Origin of the sequence: Microbacterium sp., assembly GCF_031178525.1 — a bacterium.
Classification (GTDB): Bacteria; Actinomycetota; Actinomycetes; order Actinomycetales; family Microbacteriaceae; genus Microbacterium.
Genome location: NZ_JAPSJA010000162.1, coordinates 1 through 5,542, shown reverse-complemented (window position 1 = coordinate 5,542; position 5,542 = coordinate 1). Strand labels below are relative to the sequence as shown.

Annotated in this window: 5 protein-coding genes; all 5 read left to right on the top strand. The window is 70.4% G+C overall.

The window, feature by feature from the left end; all coding sequences use genetic code 11:
• A partial coding sequence (locus RIF89_RS10390) for an ROK family protein (protein ID WP_309069037.1) occupies window positions 1-964 on the top strand: 964 nt, incomplete at its 5' end.
• A 78-nt stretch (window positions 965-1,042) separates the two neighbouring features.
• Window positions 1,043-2,317, top strand: coding sequence for an extracellular solute-binding protein (locus RIF89_RS10385; protein ID WP_309069036.1), 1,275 nt, complete (start codon window positions 1,043-1,045; stop codon window positions 2,315-2,317).
• A gap of 155 nt (window positions 2,318-2,472) precedes the next feature.
• Window positions 2,473-3,420, top strand: coding sequence for a sugar ABC transporter permease (locus RIF89_RS10380; protein WP_309069035.1), 948 nt, complete (start codon window positions 2,473-2,475; stop codon window positions 3,418-3,420).
• A gap of 74 nt (window positions 3,421-3,494) precedes the next feature.
• Entirely contained in the window at window positions 3,495-4,370 is an 876-nt protein-coding gene (locus RIF89_RS10375) for a carbohydrate ABC transporter permease (RefSeq protein WP_309069039.1), read from the top strand.
• A 113-nt stretch (window positions 4,371-4,483) separates the two neighbouring features.
• The gene (locus RIF89_RS10370; RefSeq protein ID WP_309069038.1) at window positions 4,484-5,407 is read left to right on the top strand and encodes an ROK family protein; all 924 of its coding nucleotides are present in this window, start codon (window positions 4,484-4,486) and stop codon (window positions 5,405-5,407) included.
• The last annotated feature ends 135 nt before the right edge of the window (window positions 5,408-5,542 follow it).

The window sequence follows — 5,542 nt, the reverse complement described above, 5'->3', positions numbered from 1 at the left end:
GACCTCGGACCTCGTGGGCGAGCTCGTGAGTGACGGACTCGTCGTCGAGCAGGGCACGCGGCAGGGGTCGCGGCCCGGCAAGCCCGCGATCCTCGTGGACCTCGACCGCGAGGGGCTGCAGGTCGTGGGCCTCGACCTCTCCGACGACCGCGAGTACCGCGGCGCCGTGATCGACCTCGCCGGCACCGTGATCGAGCGACGCACGCTGCCGCGCCCCGCGGACGGCGACGCCGAGGGAGCGCTCGCCGCGGTGCGCGAGTTGTCGGCCGACCTTCTCGCGGCCGCGCCCGGCCGGGTGCTCGGCCTCGGCGTCGGCGCGCCCGGCATCGTCGCGAGCGACGGCGTCGTGCTGAACTCGCCGAACCTCGGCTGGTTCGATCTGCCGCTCCAGCAGGATCTGCGCGAGCGGCTGGGAGTGCCCGTGCACGTGGCGAACGACGCGAACGTCGCGGTGCTCGCCGAGCACACGCTCGGCGGCGCGAGCGGCGACGTCCTCGTCGTGAAGGTCGGCCGCGGCGTCGGCGCGGGACTGCTCACGCGCGGAGAGCTGACCCGCGGCGCCCGCAGCGCCGCGGGCGAGATCGGCCACGTCACGGTGGGCACGGACGCCGGGCCGCTGTGCGTGTGCGGCAAGCACGGCTGCCTGGAGTCGTGGCTGTCCATCCGCTCCCTCGAGGACAGGATCGCGCACGGCGCGGATCCGGATGACGTCCTGCGCGACGCCGGCGAGCGGCTCGCGATCGCGATCGCGCCCATCGTCGGCGCGCTCGACCTGTCGGAGATCGTGCTCTCCGGCCCCGCCGACCGGCTCGACGGAATCCTGCGGGACACCGTCATCGACACGCTTCGCGCACGCACGTTCCTCCACGAGGACGTGCAGGTGCGGATGTCCGCTCAGGGAGACGACGTCGTGCTGCGAGGCGCGGTCGTGCTGATCCTCGACGGCGAACTCGGGGTCTCGTAGGCGAGACCCGACGGGGCGACGATGCCCCGGCGCAACAGGCGCACCACCCCACCCCACCACACCCGAAGGACGCATCACATGAACAAGAAGGCACTGGCAGGCATCGGCCTGCTCGGCGCCGGCGCGCTCGCGCTCGCCGGCTGTTCCGCGAGCTCCGCTCCCGGCGGCGAGACGGACGCGCCCGCGGCCGAGTCCGGCGAGCTCACCGTCTGGGTCGTCGGCACCGACACCCCGGAGACCGCACGCGAGTACCTGGTCGACACGTTCGAGTCGGAGAACGAGGGCTGGACCCTCAAGCTCGAGGAGAAGACCTGGGCGGATGTCTCGGAGACGTACGTCGCCGCGCTGCAGTCCAACGACACCCCCGACGTCGTCGAGGTCGGCAACACGCAGGCGATCGGCTTCATCGACCAGGGCCTGTTCTCCGATCTGAGCGACATCCGCGGCGACCTCGGCGACCTGAACCCGGGTCTCGAGGAGGCCGGCACGTACGACGACACGTTCTACGCGGCGCCGTACTACGCCGGCGGCCGCGTGGTGTTCTACTCGCCCGAGATCGTGGACGCGGACAGCCTGCCCGCCACCCTCGAGGAGTACGTCGCGCAGGGCATCGAGTACAAGACGGACGCGATGAGCGGCATCTACGCACCTGGTCGCGACTGGTACAACATGCTCCCCTACATCTGGGCGCACGGCGGTGAGATCGCGGTGCAGGACGGCGACACGTGGGACGCGCAGTTCTCGAGCGAGGAGTCGCTGCAGGGTCTCGAGCTGCTGCAGCGGGTCTTCACCGAGGCGACCAACGCGCCGACCGACGGGGACGAGACCGACGCGCACGTGCCGTTCTGCGCGGGCGAGACGGCGTTCCTGTCGGCTCCCGCGTGGATGCAGTGGTCGATCCTCGCCGAGCCGGACGCCGAGAACCCCGGCTGCCCCGACACGTTCGGCAAGGACCTCGGCGCGTTCGCGCTTCCCGGCATGACCGAGGGCGAGACGGCTCCCATCTTCGCCGGCGGATCGAACATCGGCGTCGCGGCGCTGTCCGAGAACCAGGCGATGGCGAAGGAGGTCGTGAAGATCATGCTGTCGAAGGGCTACCAGGACCTCATGGCCGAGGGCGGCCTGACCCCGGCGCTGCTGGAGTCGGCCGAGTCGCTGCCCGACACCCCGGTCGCGCAGGCGCAGGCACAGGCGCTGGCCAACTCGAAGGGCGTCCCCACCTCCCCGAACTGGGCGGAGGTCGAGTCGAGCCTCGTGATCCAGGACTCGCTGGTGCGGATCGCGCAGGGCGAGGACGTCAAGGCGGTCGCCGAGGCGCTCGACGCCGAGATCGAGTCGATCCTCAACGGCTGACCTCCACCGACCGTTCGTCGAGCGAAGGAGCGGGCGACCGAGTCGAAACGCCCAGACACCCCCACGGCCTTGACCCCGCAGGACGTCTGCACCGTTTCGACTCGTCGCTTCGCTCCTCGCTCGACGAACGACGGGGACAGAGGGAGGAACCCTTCTTGACCACCACGACCGCCCCCCGCCTGAGCTGGGAGGAGCGCGAGCGCCGCCGCGTGCGACGCGACGCGATCTCGTCCTGGATCCTGCTCGCGCCTTCGATCATCCTGATCCTGCTGATGGTCGGCTACCCGGCCTTCCAGATGGTGTGGCAGTCGTTCACCGACTACCAGGTGCGCCACAAGATCCAGGGCACGGCACCCGAGTTCGTCGGGCTCGACAACTACATCAAGATCATCACGCGCAGCGACTTCCCCGAGGTCGTCGCCCGCACGATCGGGATCATGATCGTCACGACCGTGCTGATCATGGTGCTCGGCGTGCTGGTCGCGCTCCTCATGACCAAGATCGGCCGCGGCATGCGCATCACGCTGTCGGTCGGGCTCCTGCTGGCCTGGGCGATCCCGCCGCTCACGGCGAGCGTGGTCTGGGGGTTCATCTTCGACACGCAGTACGGCGTCGTGAACTGGGCGCTCAACACGGTCACGGGCACCCAGGCCTGGCACAACCATTCATGGCTGCTGAACCCGTGGACGTTCTTCCTGGTGCTCACGATCATCGTCGTGTGGGGCGCGATCCCGTTCGTCGCCTTCACGACGTACGCCGCGCTCGGTCAGGTGCCCCGCGAGACGATCGAGGCCGCCGAGATCGACGGCGCCGGCGGCTGGGCCCGGTGGTGGAGCGTCGTGTTCCCGGCCGTGCGTCCCGTGCTGGGCGGGCTGCTCATCCTGCAGATCATCTGGAACATGAAGCTGTTCACGCAGGTGTACGCCCTGCAGAGCCGCGGCGGCATCGCCGCCGACACCAACGTGCTGCCGGTCTACCTGTTCCGCCAGGGCATCGGCGAGTTCGGCGCCACCAGCGCGATCGGCATGCTCATCGTGCTGATCATGCTTGCGCTCAGCTGGTTCAACCTGCGCCAGCTCCTGAAGGAAGAGGACGACTCGTGACCATCCTCGCGCCCAAGGCGCCCCCCGTCGTCACGGAGGCGCTGCCGCCGACGACGACGACCAGGGCGCTGCGCATGCCACGTCCCGCCGCCCCGCCGACGGGCGTGCGCAGCCGCGGCATGCGGATCCTGTTCAACGTGCTCGCCCTGATCGTCTTCCTGTGCGCCGTCTTCCCGGTGTACTGGATGCTGAACCTGTCGTTCACGCCCGGCGACCAGATCATCCAGCGCGACCAGTCGCTCATCCCGCGCGATCCGACGCTGCTCAACTACGTCACGGCGTGGACGCGGCCGGCAGCTCCCGGGCAGACGGACTTCCCGAATGCCCTCCGCACGAGCCTCACGATCGTGGCGATCGTCGTGCTGTGCGCGCTGCTGTTCGCCTTCCTCGCGTCGATCGCGCTCGCGCGGTTCCGCTTCGTCGGGCGGCGCACGTTCATCGTCGCGATCCTCGTCGTCCAGATGATCCCGGGCGAGGGCATGATGTTCACCGTCTACAACCTGATCGACGACATGCGCCTGATGAACACGATGGTGGGCCTCAGTCTCGTGCATATCGCGGCCGTGATCCCGTTCACGATCTGGACCCTGCGCGGCTTCGTCGCCGGGGTTCCCGCCGAGCTCGAAGAGGCCGCGCAGATCGACGGCTGCTCCAAGCAGGGCGCGTTCTGGCGCGTGACCTTCCCGCTTCTCGCGCCGGGCCTCGTCGCGACCGGCATCTTCGCGTTCATGCAGTCGTGGAACGAGTTCGCGATGGCGCTGCTGCTCATGAAGGACGAGAACCTCACGCTGCCGACGTGGCTGAACTCGTTCCAGTCGGCGACCGAGGCGACCAACTACGGCGCCGTGCTGGCGGGCTCGACGCTCATCTGCATCCCCGTCGTCATCTTCTTCCTCATCGTGCAGGGCCGGATGACCGGCGGCCTCGTCTCGGGAGCCGTCAAGGGATGAGCGTGGACGAGCTGGTTCAGCACCCCGACCGGTCGTCGCCCTCGCTGTTGGTCGAGCGTCAGAGCGGGGCGGCCCCCCTGCTCGTCGAGCGAGGCGGCGAAGCGACGGAGGCGATACGCCCCGAACGCGCCGCTCCGGGCCCGACGAGGGTCGGCGTCGACGTCGGCGGCAGCAAGGCCGAGGCCGTCGCGATCGATCCCTCGGGTGCGATCATCGCGCGCGCCCGCCGAGCGACCGAGCGCGGATCGGATGGCGTCCTCGCCACGGTGCGCGCAGCGATCGAGGACCTCGGCTCGACGGACGTGGCGTCGGTCGGCATCGGCATCCCCGGACAGATCGTCGGCGGCACCGTGCGCAACGCGGTCAATCTCGGCGTCGCGGAGCTCGATCTGGCGGGCGAGCTCGAGCGGTCGCTCGGCGTGCCCGTCGCGGTGCAGAACGACGTCAACGCCGCAGCGCTCGGCGCGCACGCGCTGCTCGCGCGCGACAAGTCCGCGCGGCCGTCCGGCGACCTGTTCGCCTACCTCAACCTCGGCACGGGGATCGCCGCGGGCGTGGTGCTCGAGGGGCGGCTCTGGCGCGGATGGGGCGGCACGGCGGGGGAGGTCGGTCACGTCTCGATCGACCCGGCCGGTCCCGAGTGCCCGTGCGGCCAGCGCGGCTGCATCGAGACGTTCGCCGGTGGCGCATCCGTCGCCCGACGCTGGGGCCGCGGCGGCGAGCTTCCCGTGCGCGACGTGTTCGACGCGGCCGATGCCGGTGATCCGCACGCGCTCGTGCTGCGCGCGGACCTGGCACGCGGCGTCGCCGCCGCCGTGCATGTGCTCGTGCTGACGATGGATCCCGTCGCGGTCGTGATCGGCGGTGGGGTCGCGCGGCTGGGGGACCGGCTGCTCGACGTCGTCCGATCCGAGCTGCACGAGCGCTCCGCGCGATCCGCGTTCCTGACATCCCTCCGCCTGGCTGACAGGATCGAACTGCTTCCGCCCGACTCCGCGGCGGGAGCCCTCGGGGCCGCGCTCACGCCCACTCGTTGAGCGAGCACCCCTTGCTCGTCGGAAGGCGAGCCGGAACGCCCGGAGCGCCATACCGCAACCGACCAGGAGAGACGTCATGGCTGAGATCGTGATCGTGCCCGACCGCGCGGCCGCCGGCGCTCTCGTCGCCGACGA